The sequence below is a fragment of the Amycolatopsis arida genome (assembly GCF_900115565.1).
Taxonomy (GTDB): Bacteria; Actinomycetota; Actinomycetes; order Mycobacteriales; family Pseudonocardiaceae; genus Yuhushiella; species Yuhushiella arida.
Map to the genome: position 1 here is coordinate 227,739 of NZ_FOWW01000004.1, position 18,610 is coordinate 246,348.

General features: G+C 71.4%; 21 protein-coding genes. 15 read left to right on the forward strand and 6 right to left on the reverse strand.

The annotated features are described in order from the left end of the window. Positions 1–41 precede the first annotated feature (41 nt). Together BM051_RS14140 and BM051_RS29405 are read right to left on the reverse strand one after the other, a co-directional pair. Positions 42–377: a hypothetical protein gene (locus tag BM051_RS14140; protein ID WP_092530594.1), complete on the reverse strand. Its 336-nt coding sequence runs from the start codon at positions 375–377 to the stop codon at positions 42–44. After that, on the reverse strand, positions 370–603 hold the full coding sequence (locus BM051_RS29405) for a hypothetical protein (RefSeq protein ID WP_092530595.1): 234 nt from the start codon (positions 601–603) through the stop codon (positions 370–372). The genes BM051_RS14140 and BM051_RS29405 overlap by 8 nt, the downstream gene beginning before the upstream one ends. Before the next feature lie 326 nt (positions 604–929). Here BM051_RS29405 and BM051_RS14150 point away from each other — a divergent pair, with 326 nt between their 5' ends. From BM051_RS14150 to BM051_RS14165, 4 genes are all read left to right on the forward strand, one after another. Then, positions 930–2,321, forward strand: a complete 1,392-nt coding sequence (locus tag BM051_RS14150; RefSeq protein WP_243859622.1) for an NsdA family TPR-like regulatory protein — start codon at positions 930–932, stop codon at positions 2,319–2,321. A gap of 846 nt (positions 2,322–3,167) precedes the next feature. Then, positions 3,168–3,902 (forward strand): SDR family NAD(P)-dependent oxidoreductase, encoded by a 735-nt coding sequence (locus BM051_RS14155; protein WP_092530597.1) that lies wholly within the window; start codon positions 3,168–3,170, stop codon positions 3,900–3,902. Then, entirely contained in the window at positions 3,883–4,425 is a 543-nt protein-coding gene (locus BM051_RS14160) for a MarR family winged helix-turn-helix transcriptional regulator (protein ID WP_092530598.1), read from the forward strand. The genes BM051_RS14155 and BM051_RS14160 overlap by 20 nt, the downstream gene beginning before the upstream one ends. A gap of 193 nt (positions 4,426–4,618) precedes the next feature. Then, the gene (locus BM051_RS14165) at positions 4,619–4,801 is read left to right on the forward strand and encodes a hypothetical protein (RefSeq protein WP_092530599.1); all 183 of its coding nucleotides are present in this window, start codon (positions 4,619–4,621) and stop codon (positions 4,799–4,801) included. Between the two features lie 104 nt (positions 4,802–4,905). Here BM051_RS14165 and BM051_RS14170 read toward each other — a convergent pair whose 3' ends face one another. Then, complete coding sequence (locus BM051_RS14170; RefSeq protein ID WP_092530600.1) at positions 4,906–6,138, reverse strand: glycosyltransferase; 1,233 nt, start codon at positions 6,136–6,138, stop codon at positions 4,906–4,908. A 48-nt stretch (positions 6,139–6,186) separates the two neighbouring features. Here BM051_RS14170 and BM051_RS14175 point away from each other — a divergent pair, with 48 nt between their 5' ends. The 5 genes from BM051_RS14175 to BM051_RS14190 all read left to right on the forward strand — a co-directional run bounded on the left by BM051_RS14175 (position 6,187) and on the right by BM051_RS14190 (position 8,614). Further along, positions 6,187–6,873, forward strand: a complete 687-nt coding sequence (locus tag BM051_RS14175) for a TetR/AcrR family transcriptional regulator (protein WP_092530601.1) — start codon at positions 6,187–6,189, stop codon at positions 6,871–6,873. A 75-nt stretch (positions 6,874–6,948) separates the two neighbouring features. Next, complete coding sequence (locus tag BM051_RS30655) at positions 6,949–7,071, forward strand: hypothetical protein (protein WP_424923294.1); 123 nt, start codon at positions 6,949–6,951, stop codon at positions 7,069–7,071. A gap of 100 nt (positions 7,072–7,171) precedes the next feature. Next, on the forward strand, positions 7,172–7,540 hold the full coding sequence (locus BM051_RS14180; RefSeq protein ID WP_092530602.1) for an ArsR/SmtB family transcription factor: 369 nt from the start codon (positions 7,172–7,174) through the stop codon (positions 7,538–7,540). Beyond that, positions 7,537–8,019, forward strand: a complete 483-nt coding sequence (locus tag BM051_RS14185) for an SRPBCC family protein (protein WP_092530603.1) — start codon at positions 7,537–7,539, stop codon at positions 8,017–8,019. Before BM051_RS14180 ends, BM051_RS14185 begins: the two co-directional genes overlap by 4 nt. A 1-nt stretch (position 8,020) precedes the next feature. Continuing rightward, positions 8,021–8,614, forward strand: a complete 594-nt coding sequence (locus BM051_RS14190) for a TIGR03086 family metal-binding protein (protein WP_092530604.1) — start codon at positions 8,021–8,023, stop codon at positions 8,612–8,614. Between the two features lie 56 nt (positions 8,615–8,670). Here the strand turns inward: BM051_RS14190 and BM051_RS14195 are convergent, their stop codons facing one another. Continuing rightward, entirely contained in the window at positions 8,671–9,198 is a 528-nt protein-coding gene (locus BM051_RS14195; RefSeq protein ID WP_092530605.1) for a methylated-DNA--[protein]-cysteine S-methyltransferase, read from the reverse strand. Beyond that, a complete protein-coding gene (locus tag BM051_RS14200) occupies positions 9,174–10,202 on the reverse strand; it encodes a DNA-3-methyladenine glycosylase family protein (protein ID WP_092530606.1) in 1,029 nt (342 codons plus the stop codon). Before BM051_RS14200 ends, BM051_RS14195 begins: the two co-directional genes overlap by 25 nt. A 264-nt stretch (positions 10,203–10,466) precedes the next feature. Between BM051_RS14200 and BM051_RS30350 the strand changes: the two genes are divergently transcribed. The 6 genes from BM051_RS30350 (at position 10,467) to BM051_RS14225 (ending at position 17,954) form a co-directional block, all read left to right on the forward strand. Beyond that, entirely contained in the window at positions 10,467–10,589 is a 123-nt protein-coding gene (locus BM051_RS30350; protein ID WP_279587057.1) for a hypothetical protein, read from the forward strand. A 365-nt stretch (positions 10,590–10,954) separates the two neighbouring features. Continuing rightward, complete coding sequence (locus BM051_RS14205) at positions 10,955–11,434, forward strand: nuclear transport factor 2 family protein (protein ID WP_092530607.1); 480 nt, start codon at positions 10,955–10,957, stop codon at positions 11,432–11,434. Next, positions 11,431–12,300, forward strand: a complete 870-nt coding sequence (locus BM051_RS14210; RefSeq protein WP_166677757.1) for an alpha/beta fold hydrolase — start codon at positions 11,431–11,433, stop codon at positions 12,298–12,300. The genes BM051_RS14205 and BM051_RS14210 overlap by 4 nt, the downstream gene beginning before the upstream one ends. A 202-nt stretch (positions 12,301–12,502) precedes the next feature. After that, positions 12,503–13,120 carry a TetR/AcrR family transcriptional regulator gene (locus BM051_RS14215; RefSeq protein WP_092530608.1) on the forward strand — a complete coding sequence of 206 codons (618 nt, stop codon included), beginning with the start codon at positions 12,503–12,505 and terminating at the stop codon, positions 13,118–13,120. Positions 13,121–13,202: 82 nt separating this feature from the next. Then, complete coding sequence (locus BM051_RS14220) at positions 13,203–14,576, forward strand: FAD-dependent monooxygenase (protein ID WP_092530609.1); 1,374 nt, start codon at positions 13,203–13,205, stop codon at positions 14,574–14,576. Positions 14,577–15,059: 483 nt separating this feature from the next. Beyond that, complete coding sequence (locus tag BM051_RS14225; protein WP_166677758.1) at positions 15,060–17,954, forward strand: AfsR/SARP family transcriptional regulator; 2,895 nt, start codon at positions 15,060–15,062, stop codon at positions 17,952–17,954. On the opposite strand, the gene BM051_RS14230 is transcribed toward BM051_RS14225, so the two are convergent. Then, positions 17,947–18,543 (reverse strand): peptidase inhibitor family I36 protein, encoded by a 597-nt coding sequence (locus BM051_RS14230; protein ID WP_092530611.1) that lies wholly within the window; start codon positions 18,541–18,543, stop codon positions 17,947–17,949. The two genes, BM051_RS14225 and BM051_RS14230, sit on opposite strands and share 8 nt — an antisense overlap. Positions 18,544–18,610 lie beyond the last annotated feature (67 nt).

Here is an 18,610-nt window from a genome sequence, read left to right on the forward strand (position 1 = left end):
AGGCGGAAAAGTGCCCGCCCCCAGGTCCGTCGTCCACGCCATCACGTGTCTCCTCCAATCTCGTCAACACCCGGCGGCAGCGCGGCCAGCACCTCCGCCGTGCGCACCACCACCCCGTGCCACCAGTGCAGGTGTGCGCTCGCGCGGACGAACCCCACCGGGGTCAGCCGCACCCACCACACCCGATCCACCCGGCGGACGCGCACATATCCGGCCAGCCACAACCGGGCGAGATGCGTCCTTATCGCGGCCGGCTCGCCCACCACGGCGCGGATCTGCGACCAGCGGCACCACCGCATCCCGAACAACGCCACCGCCACCAGCAACCGGGTCCGATGCAGCAACAACCGGTCCCGCTCGCCTCGCCCGTCACACATGGGGCTCACCGCCCCTCCGGGGAAGGGCACGCAGGCAGCTCTCACACGGCATCCCCGCCGGCGCGTCCAACAACTCCACCTCTCCCCGGCCGAACACCACCCCGCAGTACGCCGCGAACTGCTCCGGCAGACTCGCGTCCTCCGGCGCGGGTGCTACGTGCGTCAACCGCGCCCGCTCACCCACCACCCCCGACCGCGGACGGAGCAGAAAGAACCGCACCGTCACCGCCCCACCCCCAACCCGGCGGGAAGCGCAGGCCGGCCGTCCCGCCCGGGGGACACCCCGCCACGGCGAGGCGACGGGACGACCGCAGACCCACACCCACCCAGCACCCGCCGCCACCACCCCGGCCGCCGATGCCGCGACCGAGGCGGCCGCCCCAACCGCTCCTCCGCACTCCGCATCGACGCCCGCGCCACCAGAAACGCATGACACCGCGCACACGGCGGACCCGGCGGCAGCAACACCGACCCCAACACCGCCACATGCCCACACACCGACTCCCACCGACCCACCCGCCGGCCCGCCGCGAACTGCTCATCCGTGATCGCGTGATCCCGCCCATCGACCACACACCGATGCCACGTGACGAACAGCCGGTCCCCGCCGCTCGGCCGCCCTTGGCCGCTGTCCACCGTGTCTCCCTCGCCGTACCTGCGCTGACCAGCACCAACGCGCTGTGCGAAACTGAAACCAGCGTGTTCTCAGCGCAACCGTCAGCGGAACGACACGGAGCCGACATGGTTCCGACAGCCGAAGGGCCGCACATGGATCGCAGCGAGGCAGGGACCCGCCGGCCCCGGACCGTGCTCGAACAGCAGATCCGGCAGGTTCGGCGGCTCACGCTGAACGAGTTCGTGGACTACGCGGAACGGTTCGCCAGAGAGCACGACGAGCGCGGCACGCTCAGCCTCCGGCACCTCGAACGGCTGGTGTCCGGCCGCGGGCCGAACGGAAAGCCGATCGGCCGGCCCCTGCCGGCCACATGTCGACTCCTCGAACGCATCTTCGGCATGTCGACAGAGGAACTGCTGTCGCCCGCAGACACCCCAACCGACAACAGCGGCGAGACCGAGCTTCGCCGCATGATTCGCGCGTCGGCCCGCGTGGACGACGCCGTGATCGCCCTACTCCGCGACCAACTCGCCACCATTCGCCGGTTGGACCGGCAACTGGGCGCCCTGATCGCCCACCAAGAAGTCCTCACGAAAGTGGAGCAGGTGACCGGGCTGCTCGGCCACAGCGTCACACCACGAACCCGAGAACAACTGGCCGCGTTGCTCTCCGAACTGTGCTCGCTCGCCGGCTGGCAGGCGCTCGACTCCGGCCGGCCGATGGACGCGTGGCGGCTCTACGAACGCGGCAAAGCGGCGGCCCGCGAATCCGGGCGACCGGCATTCGAGGCGTACGCGGTGGCGGAACAGGCGTTCGTCCTGCTCGACATCGGTGAGCACACGAACGCCGTCGACGCGCTCGCGGAGGCCACCACCACGACGGGCAAGGTGTGCTCTCCACTGCTCCGCGCGTGGCTGTCCGCCGCCCGTGGGGAAGCCCTCGCCGCCGCCGGCCGCCACACCGAGAGCCTCCGTGCGTTCGACCGCGCCGCGGCCCTCGCGTCCGCAGAGCCGCCGGGGGAGGACGGCCCGTATGTCGCCCTCGATGCGGTTCACCTCACCCGCTGGCGGGGCCACGCACTCGCCCTACTGTCCGCGCCCGAGGCCGTCGACGTCCTGACCGCGGCGCTCGACCAGCTCGATCCCACCTTCACCCGCGCGGAGACCGCCCTGCGCGTCGACCTGACCGCCGCCCACCTCGTCCGGAACGAGCGCGAGCAGGCCGCAGCGGTGGCCCAACGCGCCGCCACCCTTGCCGCCGAGATCGGCTCGACACGTCAACAGCGGCGGCTGTTCGTACTGACCGACCGGCTCTCGTCCTGTCCATGAAGCTGTCCATGAACCAGGGCGATCGGGTGCCTACCGATCCACTCGTGGACAACTGAAGCAGCTAAACCGGCAGGTCAACAGTCTATGCCGCACTTCCCGGGCGACTCATAATCCCTTGGCCGCGGGTTCGAGCCCCGCCCGGCCCACTCGCGAGTGGGCGAGGTGTGCTCGCGGAGAGCGCTCGCCTCGCTCGCTCGTCGTGTCGTCTGGGGGTGCGACCCCCAGACCCCGCCCGGGGACACGCCCCCGGACCCCCACTGCGGTTGCGGTGGGATGGTTCGCATGCTGACGCGTCAGGCCCACAAACGTGGCACGGTTCGAGTTATCGGCTCGTTTGCTCGGTCGCGCGTGCCGAACCAGTCCGGAGCTCGCGATCGGCGACGCCCGGGTCAGCACCGCATGAAACCCAGACAGGGCGCGATGGGTGGCAGATCACCGTCGGTGTCACCGGTGTCGATGGTTCCGGCCGCGACAGTGTCTTGGCGCCAACGAAGTTGTCCTGGATGTCCCGCCCTGGTCGGACGGGGTGGGGGAGGGACCTCACGCCGCCACCGCCCGTCGTGGTGGCGCAGCACGTATGGTGCGCGCTTGTCGCCCTCCCAGCACGGGCATCGTTCGCCCCATTCGGACCACGGTTCCTCCCGCATCACGTCGATTTCCGCCGGAGACCGTGAGCGGGCGACGATGGCCCGCGCCTCGGGCAGCCGGCCACCAACCTCTGCCAATCGGCCGGTGGCCGATTGGCAGAGGTTGGTGGCCGACGCGGGCTTGGCCTCACGCCGGTGCGACGCTAGCCTGAGTTTAGGTCTAAAGTTTAGGTCTAAACACAGAGGAAGGTGGACGGCGATGTCGCGAGTGGTCCTGGTCAGTGGTGGCGGCACCGGTATCGGCCGCGCGGTCGCGGCCGAGTTCGCCGCCAGCGGCGACCAGGTGGTGATCCTCGGGCGCCGCAAGGACGTGCTGGATCGCGCGGCCGAGGAGATCGATGCCGTCGCGATCCCGGCCGACCTCGTCGAGGACACCGAGGTGGAACGGGTCCGCGCGGAGGTCGCCGGGCGGTTCGGCCGGGTGGACGTGCTGGTCAACAACGCTGGCGGGAACACCGAGTTCGGTGCCACACCGTCACAAGGGATCCGCGGGCTGTCCGAGCGGTGGCTCGGCAACTTCCGCGCCAATGTGCTCAGCGCGGTGCTGCCGACCGAGGCGCTCTCGGACCTGCTGGCCGATGACGGCCGGGTCCTGTTCCTCAGCTCCATCGCTGCGGTGCGGGGCTCGGGCACCGGCTCCTACGGCGCGGTCAAAGCGGCGCTGCACCCGTACGCGTTCGACCTTGCCTCGGCGCTCGGCCCGCGTGGCATCACGGTGAACGTCATCGCGCCCGGCTACATCGAGGACACCGAGTTCTTCGGTGACCGGCTGGACGAGGAGCGGCGGCGGGCGCTGGTCGACCAGACCGCCACCGGCCGTCCCGGGACGCCCAGGGACGTGGCGGCGACCGTGCACTGGCTCGCCTCGCCCGCCGCCGGGCACGTCACCGGGCAGATCATCCAGGTGAACGGCGGTGCCGAACGTGGCCGGTGACTCGGCTCGGGACCCGGTCGACGAGATCCAGCTCGCGTGGGCCCGGGAACTGCCCGAAGCTCCGGTCGGTTCCATCGGGGTCATCACCCGGATCTGGTGGGCCGCCAAGATCTTCGGCGACCGGCGACGCCGGCTGCTCAGGGAGTTCGGCGTGGACGTGGCGACACTGGACCTGCTGTCGGCCCTGCGCCGCGCCGGCCCGCCGTACGAGATGAGCCCGGGCGCGCTGGCCGGCGCGTGCATGGTCACCCGCGGCGCGGTCACCCAGCGGGTGGACCGCGCCGCCGCGGCCGGGCTGGTCACCAGGCCCGTCGGCTCCGGCCGTCGGGTCCGCGCCGTCAGGCTCACCGACGACGGGCACGCGCTGCTCGACCGCGTGGTCGTCGACCTGTTGGGGGTCGAGCAGCGGATGCTCGACCACCTGACGTCCGAGCAACAGGAACAGCTGAGCGACCTGCTGCGCGTCCTGCTCGCCGGCCTGGACGCGGGCCCGGTCCGGCTGAGTCATGTCGGCTACGACTGAGCGCCTACGTCCGCGCACCCGGCGGACGAGCAGCGCGTCGATCAGCCCGGCACGGGCCGCCGCCAGGGCGCGTCGCGGGACCTGGCGCCGAACCGTGGCGCCAACACCGCCTTCATGCCGATTCCTTCGCGACGGCTCGCCGCTGCATTCCCTCGACCGCGGGGTTGATCGACCCCGAGAGAATGACCCGCGGATGGATACGGATGAGCTCACCGCTGAGCCCTGGCAGGTACGGGCGCTGGTCGCGCAGGGCCTGAGCCCAGCCGCGGACCTCGACCCCACGGACTTGCTGCTGATGTACCGAGATCGGCCCGTTGACGACGAAGGCAACACGCACCGAGCCCTGCTCGACACCACGGAACTGTTCGCGTGCTGACGCGTTAGCCCCGCGAGAAGTTGGATTCGCGGTTCGGTCCGCGTGGTTCGCACGCTGGGCATCCACAAGGGCCGGCGTGATCTCCTCGGGTGCCACCGTCTCGGTCAGTCCGACGTGATCAGCTTGACCACGTCGTCCATTGTGGGGCAGGTAGCGATCTCGTCGGCCATTTGCCTCGCCCGATCGCGATAGCCCGGGTCGGCCAGGACGGTGCGGACAGCACGCCGGAGCTTCCGGGGCGAGACCGAGTGGCGGGGGTAGCCGATGCCGACCCCGGACCAAGCCACCCGGGCGGCCACCTCGCGCTTGTCCTCACTGGCACCGACCACTACCAACGGAACCCCGTATCGAAGCGCGTGGTTGGCACCCCCATACCCGCCATTGCTGATCATCAGGGCACAACGGGGAAGCAGGTCGTCGTAGGGCAGGAAGTCCGCCACGCGGACATTGGGCGGCAGCGGGTCGGTACGCAGCGAGCCTCCGCCCGTGGTGACGACGACGAGCACGTCCTCCCCGGCCAACCCGGCGATGGCGGGCTCGACCAGTTGACTCAGGTCGTCGTTGGCCACCGTCCCCTGGGTCACGTGTACCACGGGAGTGGAGCCATCCAGCTCACCCCACCACCGTGGCAGGGCGTGCTCGTTCGCGGGGCTGGCCGTCGTCGGGCCGATGAAGTGCAGCGGGGTGGGTAGCGTGCGCGGGTACTCGAAGCGCGAGCAGGTCATCTGTAGCACGCCGTCGCTGTGCATCGGCCAGTCCATGAACAGCGTGCTGGTCTCTGTGTCCAGCACATCGCGGATCTGGCGGACGGCGATCTCCTGTGCCGGCCTGAGCAGCCAACGCACGAGCCGCCTCAGCAGCGCGTGGCGGGCAATGTCGGCCAGCCCATCCGGCGGGGGCTGGAACAGCGCCGGGGCGGTGAGCGGCAGAAACCCCAGCGTCAGCACGCGGGGCCGCCGCTCGCGCAGCACCAGTGCCATGCCAGCCATGAACAGCGGGTCGCACAGCACGACATCGACCCCACACGCCAGGTGCTGGTCAACGGTGGCCAGCTGGGCGGGCATCGCGCGGACGAAGTTGGCCAGCTCGAAGCGGCCCAGCTCCAGCCCACGCAGCCCGGCCCGGCCGGGGATCGAGCCGTCGAGGTCGGTTTCGTCGAAGTCGACCTCCGGCGGCAGCACGGTCACCTCGGCGCCCAGTTCGGCAAACGTCTGCCGGTAGCGACCACCCGTGATGACGGTGACGTCGTGGCCGGCCGTGATGAGTGCCGCGACGATCGGCTTGGTCGGCCCGACGTGGCCGCGCGCGGGCAGCACGCACACGAGCACCGAGGACATGGCACCTCCAGCGAGGACATTGGCCGATACGCTGTACAATCTAATTTGATGGTGCCGAACTCCGCTATCCCACCGCGCCGCTACGAATCGCCGGTGCGGCAGGCTCGCGCCCAGCGCACCCGGGCTCACGTGGTGGCGACGGCGGGCCGACTGTTCGCCCAGCATGGGTACGCGGGCACGAGCATGCGACAGATCGCCGCCGCGGCTGGAGTGAGCCTGGAGACCGTGACCCACACGGGCCGCAAGGCGGACTTGCTGCTCGCCGCGTTTCGGGACAGCTTCGCGGGCAGTCCGAACTCATCGGACATCGGCGCCCTGGTAGGGCATGTCCTACCAGAAGACCTGTCGGAGGATGTGACCCAGTTCGTGCCCGCGGCGGTCGCGAGGGTTGCCGATGGCATCCGTCGTTCCCTCGGGATCTGGCGGGCCTTCGCCGTCGCGGCGGCCGCCGACCAGACAGTCGGCGCCGTCCGGGCCGAGCTGGCCGTCGCCCGCCGTCACGACATCACGGCCTGGTTGCAGGAGTTCGAGGCCGCCGGGCTGCTGTCCGAACGCGACGCCGCGTCGCGCGCGCGTCTCGCCGACGCGCTCGGCCTGATCGTCTCGCACGAGGCCTACGACCATCTCACCGACGTGTGCGGGTGGCCGCACGAGGAGTACGTCGAATGGGCCGCTGCGGTCGTCCTGAACCAGCTCACCCTCGCCGGTCCCGATGCCGTCGCCCCATCGGCTTGACCTTTGCCCAGGGCCCTTCCGCCGTCAGTGCGTTCGCGTTCTGACGCGTGCGGCTCACCGCTGTGGAAACTCCGCGTGCTGTCCGGTCACTGGCGCGAGAGTGGCGGGGGCCTGCCGCGCGAGGACTGGTGGGCCTTCGACGATGCCCAGGTCGCCTTGCTCCACTGTGGCCACCACGGGAATCCGACGTCGAGCTGATCACCTAGCCAGGTGGGTCGGCGACTTCCTCAACTAATGGGTTGACAACAACCGGCCGGCGACCTACTGTCGTAATCAACCAAGGAGTTGAGGAAGACTGGTGGACGAGAGTACGGAGCGGCTCAACCGGGCGTTCGCGGCGCTGGCCGACCCGACCCGGCGCGACCTGGTGGCCCGGCTGGCCGGCGCGGACGCGACCGTGGGCGAGCTGGCGGAGCCGTACGACATGAGTCTCCAGGCGATCTCCAAGCACGTGAAGGTGCTCGAGGAGGCCGGGCTGGTGACCCGCAGCAAGGACGCCCAGCGCCGGCCGGTCCACCTCGACGCGGAAGTGCTCGACCTGATGACGAAGTGGATCGAGCGCTATCGGCGGGAGGTCGAGGAGCGCTATCGGCGCCTCGACGCCCTGCTGGGCCGGATGGCCGACGACAAGGACCGGAAGCAAACCCACACGAAGGACGCATCATGACCAAGCACGAGACCGAGATCATCGCGGACGAGAAGGTTCCGACCATCGAGATCATCCGGGAGTTCGACGCGGCTCCCGAGCAGGTGTTCCGCGCCCACGTCGACCCCGAGCTCTACGCGCAGTGGATCGGGCCGCGCTCGGTGACCACGAGGATCACCAGATGGGACCCCCGCACGGGCGGTGCGTGGGCCTTCGCCAGCGACCGTGACGGCGAGGAGATCGCCTCCTTCTACGGCAGCTTCCACGAGGTGCGGCCGCACGAGCGGATGGTGTGGACCTTCACCTACGAAGGCGAGCCCGACAGCGTCGCGCTGGAGACGCTGACCTTCGAGGAGCTCGAGGGCGGGCGCACGCGGCTGAGGGTGCGCAGCGTGGTGCACGACTTCGAGACCCGCGACGGCATCCTGTCCAGCGGCATGGACGTCGGGGTCAACGAGGGCTTCGCCAAGCTCGACGAGCTGCTCGCGAAGGGAACCTGAGATGACGCCCACGCCGAAGAGCGCCGCCCGGCAGCACGCGGACGACGCCGCCCGGTTCACCGAGCTGGTCGAGTCCGTTTCGGCCGCCGACTGGACGCGGCCCAGCCCGGTCGCCGAGTGGACGGCCCTCGACGTCGTGAAGCATCTGGTCGAGTGGTCCCGTGGCTTCCTCACGGGCGCCGGGATCGAGCTCCCGCCCCTGGACGTCGAGGCCGACCCGGTCGCCGCCTGGAAGCGGCACGTCGCCGACATCCAGGCCATCCTCGACGACCCCGCCGGCCGAGTGCTGCGCAACCCGCACATCGGCGACAAGCCCGTGGACGAGGCGATCGACCAGTTCTACACCCCCGACATCTGGATGCACTCCTGGGACCTCGCCAAGGCGCTCGGCCGCGAGCCCGACCTGGGCCAGGAGCGCTGCCGCGCCGCGCTGGCGGGCATGGAGCCGATGGAGCAGATGCTGCGCGACAGTGGGCAGTTCGGCCCCGCCGTGCCCGTCGCCGACGGAGCCTCCGCGCAGGACAGGTTGATGGCCTTCCTCGGCCGCGACCCGGCCTGGCGGCCCGATGGTCGAGTCGTCGTGGATGGCAGGTGAGTCTCACCAGTGACGCGTTCGGCCCACAACGTCACCCAACCCGAACACGAACGAACTCAGTAACCGAATGCTGGACTGTGGGACAGGGGTGTTGGTGGTGAGCAAACCGTGTTGCGTTGTTCGACGTCGAGCAGGAGTTGTTTCCGTTCCAGTCCGCCGCCGTAGCCGGTGAGGTGGCCGGTGGCGCCCATGACGCGGTGGCAGGGCACGATGATGCCGATCGGGTTCTTGCCGTTGGCCAGGCCGACCGCCCGCGCGGCGGTCGGCCTTCCGATCCGCTCGGCGAGCTCGCCGTAGGACACCGTCTCGCCGTAGGGGATGTCGCGAAGTGCCGCCCACACCGTGCGCTGGAACGGTGTTCCGGTCAGGCTCATCGGCACGTCGAACTCTCGACGGGTGCCGGTGAAGTACTCGGCCAGTTGCTCGATGACCGGGCCGAACGGTGCGGCGTCGGGCTCGCCGAACGTCTCCTGCGGCGGGCGGTGCCGCTGGCGGTCCATGTGAAGGCCGGTCAGGGCTCCGTCGACGCCGACCAGGGTGAGCGGCCCGACGGGGCTGTTCACGGTGGTGTGCCTTCGGTGCATGAGCAGTCCTTTCCTCCGGCCGGAAGCCGGTTGATGGCGTGGTCATTGGTCGCCCACAGGTGTTGCGCGGCGTACGCGCGCCACGGCCGCCACGCCGCCGCACGCTCGGCCAGCGCCGAGGGCGTGCCGGGCAGGCCCAGGTCACGGGCGGCGCGCCGGATGCCGAGGTCGGTTGACACGAAGGCGTTGGGATCGCCGAGTGCGCGCATCGCGATGGTCTCGACCGTCCACGGGCCGATCCCGGGCAGCTCGGCGAGTTGGGCGCGGACCTGACGCCAGTCGCTCCCGGCGCTGAGGTCGATCTCGTCCCGCGACAGGGCGTCGATCAACGCGAAGAGTGCCGTGCGGCGGGCCTGTGGGACGGCGAGCGTGGCGGGATCGAGGGTCGCCAGCGTCGCCACGTCGGGGAACACGTGGGTCAGGCCGCCTGCCGGATCGGACATCGGGTGGCCGTGGGCGACGACCAGGCGCGTCGCGCGCGTGCGGGCCGCTGTGGTGGGCACTTGTTGCCCGAGCACGGCGCGCACCGCGAACTCGTCGGCGTCCACCGTGCGGGGCACTCGGCGGCCAGGAACCTTGTCCACCAGTGGCGCGAGCACCGAGTCGGTGTGGAGCAGGTCGTCCACGGCGACCGGGTCGGCGTCGAGGTCGAGCAGCCACCGGCAACGGGCGATCGCGGTGGACACGTCCCGCAGGTCGGTGAGGGTCAGCCGGCAGTTGATGTACTCGGGCCGCGGACGCAGTGCGACGATGCCGTGACCACGCGGCAGACGTAACGTGCGCCGGTAGGCCCCGGCACGCCATTCCTCCACCCCGGGTACCGCCGTCGCCGCGAGATGACCGAAAAGACCGTCCTGGCACAACGGTGCCCGGTACGGCAGCCGCAACACCAGCGATCCCGAGGCAGCGGACGGCTGACGCCGCAGGGCTGGCTTCCGCAGTTCGCTTGGCGTGAGACCGAAAAACTTCGCCGTACTCCGCGCCGCGCTCGACGAACCTTTCATTCACCCCGAGACACTCGCCCGGTACATCCAGAGCTGGCAGGAACCCGGAGCACTGGCGGCAGCGCTGCGCTGGTTCCACGCCGAAGGCCAAGGACCCGAGTCACCCGACGGAACACCGGCGAACGGCAACGTGGCCCGACACATCTCCCCGCTCACCGTCACCGTGCCCACCTTGGTGATGCATGCCGGCAACGACACACATGGATCCGTCCCGCCTCCCACCGAGGGCTCGACCGCTACGTCACCAATCTGACGTTCGTCGACGTGCCGGACGCAACCCACTGGATCACCGACGAACACCCCGACTTGGTCAACCGCACCATCCGCGACCATCTCGGCAATGTCGACTCAACGGGCGAAGGGCTGCGTCGCGCGGTCGAGTCGTAACCCTTCGCGCGCAGGTCTGAATCTTGGGACGGACTTGTGTGGGGTCCTGATCACGTGTGCTCCACCGAGGACAGCGTCGCCACCACGACGCTTCTGTACTCGTTGTAAGAACTCCCGGCACCTGCTAAGATTCGATCACTCTTGCAATCATTGCAAGAGTGTGGAGGTGAGCGCGATGGCGGCCGAGCCGGTGCCACGACTGTCCGTCCGGCTCGGCGGGCGCAGGTCGACGCGCCCTGGCTCGGCCGCTGGCCAGCTCCGCCGTTACGGCCGGTTCCTCCGGTGGATCCGCCGAGCGCCGTTCGGCGACCGTCCATCCACCGTCCACTGACGACACGGGAGCACGACGACACAGGAGCACGACCATGCCCCAGCTCGACGAGCGAACCGATGGTGAGGCCGCCGACATCGTCGCCCGGTTCACCGAGGCGTGGAGCACCATGGACCCGGATGCGTTCACACCGCTGCTCCATCCCGACGTTCGCCTGGTCCATCCGATGGAGGCGAACACCCGCGGCATCGACGAGGCACACCAGTTCATGAGGCGGATCATGACCCTGATCCCGGACCTGCGCTTCGAGGTCCACGGATGGGCGAGCGGATCGGGCCAGGTGCTGATCTGGGGCCGGCTGCACGGCACTCTCGGCGGTGGCCCCATCGAGTGGCCGCTGGTCGACCGGATCACGCCCAAGGACGGGCTGATCGCCGAGCGTGTCGCCTACTTCGATCCACTGGTGATCGTCACGACCCTGCTTCGCCGCCCGCGGGCCTGGCCGTCCTACCTCGCCATGCGGTGGCGCGGGCTCCGCGGCGGAAGGGCTGGCTCGAGCGGAGGTCGGACATGAGCAGGTCCGACACGATGCGCTCGGTGCGGGTCGACGGTGCCCGGCTCGCCTTCGCGGAGCTCGGCGACCCCTCCGCCGAACCGATCGTGCTGCTGCACGGTTACCCGGCCAACCACCTCTCCTGGCGGCACCAGCTCCCCGGGCTCGCCGAGCACCACCGCGTTCTCGCGCTCGACTGGCTCGGCTGGGGCGAGTCGGAACGGCGAACCGACCTGCGTTTCGACTACGACACCGAGGTCGACCGCCTCGGGCGCGTCCTCGACGCGCTGGGCATCGACGGGTGCAACCTGTTCGGGCACGACTACGGTGGCTTTCTCGCCCTCGGCTTCGCACAGCGGCATCCGGCTCGCGTACGCCGGCTCGCGATCCTCAACAGCCGTGCCCACCGAACCTTCGCGCCGGCGTGGTACGCGATCTTCTCCCTCGTGAGCCTGCTCGGCCGCGGCCCGCTCGCCGGCGCGTTCGCGAGGCTGCTGCCACTGGCGACGATCAACCGGGTGGGCATGCGTCAAGCACTGCGTGCCGGCATCGTCGACCGGGACACGCTGGACAGCTACCTCGGCTGGATGTCGACCGAGGACGGTGCCCGCTGGCTGCTGCACTACTTCGGCCAGTACCAAGTCCCCGCCCGCCCGGAGCTCGCCGAGGGTCTCGGCACGATCCGATGCCCCACGGCGATCATCTGGGGCACCGCGGACACCTACCTCCGCACCACCATCGCCGAGGAGCTCGCCACCCGGATCCCCGACGCCGAGCTCACGGTGATCGACGACGCCGGGCACTTCGTGATGGAGCAGGCGCCGGACGCCGTCCTCGCCGCCCTGCGCCGACTCCTGACCCCCTCCTCGAGCCCACAACAGCGGTGACGTAGGAAATGCGCGGGGATGTCTCCGCGTGCGAAGGCAGGGCCGACACGACAGGAAACCGTCCGATCAGGACGGACGGTGGGTGCCCGGACTCTCGATGCTGACCGGCGGTGCCTCGGACAGGGCGGGCTCCATCAGGTGACTCGAAACTTGCCGATTCGGCATCTTTGCGCTTTCGGCAAGTTCTGCTACGGTGGCTGGCATGGCAGCGGAGATCGGGCTTCGGGAGCGCAAGAAGCGGGCGACGCGCGTCGCGCTGAGCCGGGCGACGATCCGGCTGTGCATCGAGCGTGGGTGGGACAACGTGACGGTGGAGGACATCGCCGCCGCGGCGAACGTGTCGGTGCGGACGTTCCGCAACTACTTCTCCAGCAAGGCCGACGCGATCGCGGCCAGCCACCTCGAGCGCGCGCGGCGCATCGCCGACGAGCTCCGCGCGCGGCCGGCCACCGAGCCACTGTGGGACGCGCTCGCCGGCGCGGTGCGGACCCAGTTCGTGCCGGGGGACGACACGGAGGACGCGCCGGCGAGTGACCAGCGCTGGCGAGACGGGCTCCGGCTGATGCTGGCCGAACCGGCACTGGCCGCCGCGTTCGCCAAGGCCAACGCGACGGCCCAGGACGAGCTGGCCGAGGCCATCGCCGAGCGCACCGGCACCGACGGGATGCGTGACGTCTACCCGAAACTGGTCGCCGCGGTGGTCGGCGCCGCCAGCGCGGTGGCCATCGAGCACTGCCTGCGCGCCGAGCCACCCGCCCCACTCGCCCCGGTCCTGCGTGAGGTGTTCGACCAGCTCACCAAGGGGCTCCCGGTCCCGTAACCCCCTCATCCGCCATCCACCTCGCCCGGCCGGTGCCGGACCGATCCCGCTGCCCTCGTGCGTCCTGACAAGGAGACTCACCGTGACCACTGATGTCGTCATCGTCGGCGGCGGCCCGAACGGGCTGATGCTGGCCGGCGAGTTGGGCCTGGCCGGCGTCCGACCGATCGTGCTGGAACGCCTGGCCGCGCCGAGCGAGGAACCGAAGGCGAACGGGCTGCTGGGCCAGGTCGTGCGCATGGTCGATCGGCGCGGCCTCGTCGAGCGCCTGGGCGGTGGTCCCGGCCCGCCGCGGCCGAACTCCGCCTACGTCATGTTCGCGGCCATGGCGCTGGACCTGAGCCTGCTGGACGAGAGCCCGATCTACGGCCTGCCGGTGCCCCAGCGGCGCATCGTGCAGGCCCTGGACGAGTGGGCCCGCGAGCTCGGCGCGGAGATCCGACGGGGACACGAGGTGATCGGCCTGACGCAGGACGATGACGCGGTCACCGTGGAGGTCACGGGCCCGGACGGCACGTACGTGCTGCGGACCCGCTACCTGGTCGGCGCGGACGGGGCGCACAGCGTCACCCGCAAGCTGTGCGGCATCGGGTTCCCCGGCGTCAGCTACGACCGAACCACCCTCCGCTCCGCGCACGCCACCGTCCCGGGGGAGTGGGTGGATCCGACCACCGGTGGGTTGACCGTGCCCGGCTACGGGACCGTCGCGCCGTTCCTGCCGCACCGCACCGAGCGTGGCGGCTTCTCGTACGCGCCGTTTCCCGGTCAGCCGCCGCTTATCAGCACCACGGAATGGGACCAACCCGGGACCGAGGCACCGGTGAGCCTCGACGAGCTGCGGGCGAGCGTCGCCAGGGTGCTCGGCGCCGACGTGCCGCTCGGCCCGCCCACCGGGGAGGGGCCGCACGTGCTGCGCCGGCTGAGCGGGGGCAACACCAGGGTGGCCGAGCGGTTCGCCGACCGCAGGGTGTTCTTGGTCGGCGACGCCGCACACGTCTACGCCGCGGGTGGCGGGCCAGGGCTCAACCTCGGGTTGCAGGACGCGGTCAACCTCGGCTGGAAGCTCGCCAGGGAGGTCGACGGCAGCGACGTCCGCTACGACATGGGCGTTCCCGACGCGCATCCGATGGTCGGCCGGTTCGCGCCCGACCTGGAGCTGCACACTCCGAACGGGACGATCCGGTTGGCGGAGTTGACCAGGACCGCGCGCCCGCTGCTGCTCGACCTGACCGAGGACGAGTCCCTGGCGGAGGCGGTGTCCGAATGGGACGACCAGGTCGACGTCGTCACCGCACGCCCCGGGGGTCGCTCGCCCGCGGTCACCGCCCTGCTCCTCCGGCCGGACTGTTACGTCGCCTGGGCATCCGCGACACCGCGGGCGGGCTCGGCGGCGCGAGACGGCCTCCGCGCGGCGCTCCGCCGGTGGTTCCGGCCCACCGAGCCCGCCCGCGCCTGACAGCACTGGGAGTCGGACGTCGCCGCCCAGCGGGAGAGCGTCGAGCTGACCACCGCCGAGCAGGTCTGGATGTTCCCGAGTACCGCTGATATCGAACAAGGTCGACAGTTGGGTGGTGGGGCGATATCCAAGGCGGTACCGCTTCCGTGGCGCGTCGACGGAACTCGCACACGTTCTCGGAAACGGTCGCGCCGACACAGGCGGAAAGCGCTCCATGCCGTGCTGGATCAGCGACTCGGCGAGTCCGCCCGGAAGGGAAACCCGAGCCGGGAGTCTCGTCCGTCCGGTGGCGAGAGCCGGCACCAAGTCAGTGTGATCTCGGTTACTTCGCACCCGGTGCCGATTGCCTTGGCCCCGGGGGATGAGCACTGTCATGTCAGCGACTCATGGTGGCACCGCGGTGCGGCGGGCACCACCGGCGACGCGGTCACCCGCGCACCGAGACGCTGCTCGACGACACTGTGGGGACATCGGGGGACGACCGTGGCGGGTCTGCGTTTCGGGGTGCTCGGGCCGATCACCGGCTGGCGAGGTGGGGACGAGGTCGGCTTCGGCGCCGCCAAGCGGTCGCGGGTGCTCGCCGCGCTGCTCCTGCACGCCAACCGGCGCGTCGGCCGCGAGGCGATCATCGACGTGGTGTGGGGGACGGACGCGCCCCGCAGCGGCGTCAACCTCGTCCAGAAGTACGTCGGCGACCTGCGCCGCACGCTCCAGCAGATGGAGTCGACCGGGCTGCTCGAGTCGACCGGCACCTCCTACCAGCTGCGCCTGGCGCCCGAGCAGCTGGACAGCTGGACGTTCAGCCGGACGGTCGCGCAGGCCAGGGCGGCCAACGCCGCCGGCGACCTCGCCGCCGCCCGGCGGGGGCTCGACGCGGCGCTCCGGCTCTGGCGCGGGCCGGCCTACGACGGCATCGACGCCGAACCCATGGTGGTGGAGCGGGCCCGCCTCGAGGAGAGCCGGATGGCCGCGGTCGAGGAGCTGATGGAGATCGAGCTCCAGGTGGGCGACCACGCCTCCGTGGTCGCCGAGCTGTCCCGGCTGACCCGGGAGCACCCCCTGCGGGAGCGGCTGCGCGAGCTGCAGATGCTGGGCCTCTACCGGGCGGGCCGGCAGGCCGAGGCGCTCGCCGTCTTCGCCGACACCCGCCGCCTGCTCGCCGACGAGCTCGGCGTGGATCCCGGCCCCGGGCTACGGCTGATGCACGAACGGATCGTGCGGGCCGACACCGCGCTCGACGTGCCGACCGCCCCGGAGCGACACCTCGATCCGGTCGCGGTGGAGCCGGCGGCGGTGGCACCGCCCGTGTACCAACTGCCCCGCGACGTCCCCGACTTCACCGGCAGGGTGATCGAGCACGAGGCGCTGGTCGGGATGCTGCGCGACGCCCGGTGCCCACCCGTGGTGGTGGCGGGCGCGCCGGGGGTCGGCAAGTCCACGCTCGCCGTCCGGGCCGCGCACACGGTCGCCGCGGAGTTCCCCGGCGGCCAGCTCTACCTGAACCTGGCCGGGACCTCCGGCGCGCCCCGCGATCCCGCGGCCATGCTGGCGGAGCTGCTCCGCGCCCTCGGCGTGCGCGGCGCGGCCATCCCCGCCGGGCTCGACGAGCGGGCCGCGCTCTACCGCTCCCGGGTGGCCGGGCGCGCCATGCTGATCCTGCTCGACGACGCCGCCGACGCCGCCCAGGTGCGCCCCCTGCTGCCGGGCACCGCCGGGTGCGCCGTCCTGATCACCAGCCGGCACCGGCTCGCCGACCTGTCCGGTGCCCGGTCCCTCGACCTCGACGTGTTCGGCGCGGACGAGGCCCGGCAGCTGCTGGCCACCGTCGTCGGCGCGGACCGGGTCGCCGGTGAGCCGGAGCAGGCCGACGCGATCGTGCGGTTCTGCGGGTTCCTGCCGCTGGCGATCCGGATCGCGGCCGGCAAGCTCGCCGGTCGGCCCGGCTGGTCGCTGGGGGTGCTGCGGGACCGCCTCGCGGACCGGTCCCGCCGCATCGGTGAGCTCCGGGTCGGCGGCGCCAGCGTGCGGGCGAGCTTCGAGGTGAGCGTTCGCATGCTGGCCGACCCGGCGCGGCAGGCGTTCCGGTGGCTCGGGTTGCTCGGCGCGCAGACGTTCCCCGGCTGGGTCGCCGGCCCGCTCCTCGACCGGCCGCACGCCGACGAGGTGCTCGACGAGTTGCTCGACGCCAACCTGCTGACCGCGGTCGGCACCGACATCGCGGGGCAGCCGCGGTACCGGCTGCACGACCTGCTCAGGGACTACGCGATGAAGGCCGCCGACGGCGACCCGCTCGACGCGCGCCGGGCCGCCGTCGGCAGGGTGCTCGGGGCGTGGCTGCACCTCGCCGAGCGGGCGAAGGAGGGGCTGCCGCCCAGCGTCGTCGGCCCGCCCCCGGGGAGGGCGCCGCGGTTCCCGCTCGGGCCGGACGCCCGGCGGCTCCTCGCCGACCCGCTGGCCTGGTTCGACGCGGAGCGGGTGGCGTTGCTGGGCGCGGTCGAGCTGGCCGTCGACTGGGGACTGGACGAGCTCGCCTGGGAGTTGGCCTCGGCACTGGTGCCCTACCACGACCACCGCAGCCTGCACGACGACTGGCAGCACGGCCACTCGCTGGCGCTGCGGGCCGTGGCGTCGGCGGGAAACCGGCGCGGTGAGGCCGCCCTGCTGCGCGGGCTCGGGCAGGTCCAGCTCTACCGGGACGACTACGACCGCGCCGTGCGGGCGCTGCGGCGGTCCCGGCGGCTGTACCGGGAAGTGGGTGACCCGCACGGCGAGGCGGCGGCGCTCGCTGGCCTGGCCACCGTGCACCGGCTCACCGGCCGGTACGACGACGCGCTCGCCTCCGCCGGGGCGGCGCTGGACCTGATGGCCGGCGTCGAAGGGCACCCCGGCGAGGCACAGATCCGCAACGGCGTCGGCATGGTGCTCCTCGCCCGGGGACGCCTCGACGAGGCGTCCCCGTGGTTCGCCGAGGCCCTCCGGCTGGCCGAGGCGAGCGGGGACCGGCACCGGGAGGCGACGGTCCTGCGGAATCTGAGCGGCCTGCACGAGCGGCGCGGCGACGTCGGGACGGCGCTGCGTGACCTGGGCCGTGCGTTGACCGTCTTCGAGCGCCTCCAGGACGAGCGCTGCGCGGCCTTCACGCTGCTGCGGGTGGCCGAGGTGCGGGCCGCCGCGGGCGACGGAACGCGCGCGGTGCCGGCGGTCGAGCGCGCGCTGGCGGTGTTCCGGCGGGTCGGCAACCTCGCGGAGATCGCGGCGTGCGCGCGCTTGCTCGACCGGCTGCGCAGCGGTGTCGCCGCGCTTCCGGTCGGGGCGCAGCGGGGCGGGGCTCCCGGTGCCGTCACCGGGAGCCCCGCCCCGCACGCGGCCGTCAGTTGAGGCGGACGATGTCGATCTTGTTGTTCCAGTGGCCGCCGCCCGGGTAGTGGATCAGCCCGAGGTCGGCGATGGAACCACCGTTCTTGATGGTGAAGACCCGGTCCTGGACCGGGAACGAGCGGGAGTCGATCAGGTCCGAGTTCGACGTGCGCCGGTTGTAGACGCTGGTGGCCTTGTCCCGGAAGTCCACGTCATCCAGGTGGTGGGTGCCGCGCCGCACGAACCGGACCATGGCCGCCCGGTAGTTCTTGTTGGCCCAGAGGCAGAGGTTGTTCGAGGGGCAGTCGGACTTGGCGAAGACGCCGAACTCGGGCTCGGCCTGGGGAAGCGCCTCGGCCGAGCGGTAGGTCGACACCTCGTCGTAGCACCGGAAGTCGACGTCGCCCGCCACCTGCTCGACGCAGACCGTGGCGCCCTGCCACCCCTGCGACAGGTCGATGATCTTTCCGTTGTACTCGGCGGTGGCACCGGTCCGCTCGCTCTTCGTGGGGGCGTCGGCGGTGCCGGCGGCCTGGGCCGCCGTCGCCATGCCGGCCGTGATCGCCGCGCTGGCCCCGATCACGGCCAGCACACGCTGCAGTTTCCGCATCTGTCTCTCTTTCCGATTGGTCGGACAGCGGGAACAGCGTGTCGAGCGGCGCTGCAGCGCCGCTGCA

Bases quoted from the DNA above. Each gene is read 5' to 3' on its own strand.
- BM051_RS14185 (WP_092530603.1), top strand. From the start codon at position 7,537: ATGACCAAGCACGAGACCGAGATCATCGCGGACGAGAAGGTTCCGACC.
- BM051_RS14205 (WP_092530607.1), top strand. From the start codon at position 10,955: ATGCCCCAGCTCGACGAGCGAACCGATGGTGAGGCCGCCGACATCGTC.
- BM051_RS14195 (WP_092530605.1), bottom strand. From the start codon at position 9,198: ATGCACCGAAGGCACACCACCGTGAACAGCCCCGTCGGGCCGCTCACC.
- BM051_RS14210 (WP_166677757.1), top strand. From the start codon at position 11,431: ATGAGCAGGTCCGACACGATGCGCTCGGTGCGGGTCGACGGTGCCCGG.
- BM051_RS14155 (WP_092530597.1), top strand. From the start codon at position 3,168: ATGTCGCGAGTGGTCCTGGTCAGTGGTGGCGGCACCGGTATCGGCCGC.
- BM051_RS14200 (WP_092530606.1), bottom strand. From the start codon at position 10,202: ATGAAAGGTTCGTCGAGCGCGGCGCGGAGTACGGCGAAGTTTTTCGGT.
- BM051_RS14215 (WP_092530608.1), top strand. From the start codon at position 12,503: ATGGCAGCGGAGATCGGGCTTCGGGAGCGCAAGAAGCGGGCGACGCGC.
- BM051_RS14170 (WP_092530600.1), bottom strand. From the start codon at position 6,138: ATGTCCTCGGTGCTCGTGTGCGTGCTGCCCGCGCGCGGCCACGTCGGG.
- BM051_RS14190 (WP_092530604.1), top strand. From the start codon at position 8,021: ATGACGCCCACGCCGAAGAGCGCCGCCCGGCAGCACGCGGACGACGCC.
- BM051_RS14175 (WP_092530601.1), top strand. From the start codon at position 6,187: ATGGTGCCGAACTCCGCTATCCCACCGCGCCGCTACGAATCGCCGGTG.
- BM051_RS14140 (WP_092530594.1), bottom strand. From the start codon at position 377: ATGTGTGACGGGCGAGGCGAGCGGGACCGGTTGTTGCTGCATCGGACC.
- BM051_RS14230 (WP_092530611.1), bottom strand. From the start codon at position 18,543: ATGCGGAAACTGCAGCGTGTGCTGGCCGTGATCGGGGCCAGCGCGGCG.
- BM051_RS14165 (WP_092530599.1), top strand. From the start codon at position 4,619: ATGGATACGGATGAGCTCACCGCTGAGCCCTGGCAGGTACGGGCGCTG.